The organism is Vibrio genomosp. F10 str. 9ZD137, assembly GCF_049974785.1.
In the GTDB taxonomy this organism is placed as follows: Bacteria; Pseudomonadota; Gammaproteobacteria; order Enterobacterales; family Vibrionaceae; genus Vibrio.
Genome location: NZ_JBNGCJ010000170.1, coordinates 1 through 396, shown reverse-complemented (window position 1 = coordinate 396; position 396 = coordinate 1). Strand labels below are relative to the sequence as shown.

1 pseudogene is annotated in these 396 nt (G+C 47.5%); it reads right to left on the bottom strand.

Annotation, left to right across the window (positions count from 1 at the left end):
* Window positions 1–17: 17 nt before the first annotated feature.
* Window positions 18–396, bottom strand: a pseudogene (locus ACP45E_RS02220) (iron chelate uptake ABC transporter family permease subunit); the annotation flags it as partial.

The following is a 396-nucleotide window of genomic DNA, read 5'->3' as shown; positions in this document are numbered from 1 at the left end:
ACCGCTCTTCCGATCTAAACTGGGAGCAAATATTTGTTCTCCGTACCAAATGCTAAACGCAAAAGATGCGGTACCACCAACCCAACAAACCCAATAACGCCACCGAGAGCCACAGAACCACCCACCAAAATTGAAACCGCCACAATCAGCTTCCAACGTATGGCATCAATGTTGAGACCCAGTTGTTTTGCGTGCGCTTCGCCCATCATGAGTCGATCAAGCGTCTTCCCTTGTAAACAGAGATAGATAATCACAGGGATCAGGAAGAGTGTCACCGTATGTTGCTGCCAGGTCGTTCCCCCAATACTCCCCATTAGCCAGTACATTAATTGACGTAAACTTAGGTCATCACTGAAGTAAAATGCCCAAGTTACGACCGCACTGGCTAAAATGCCA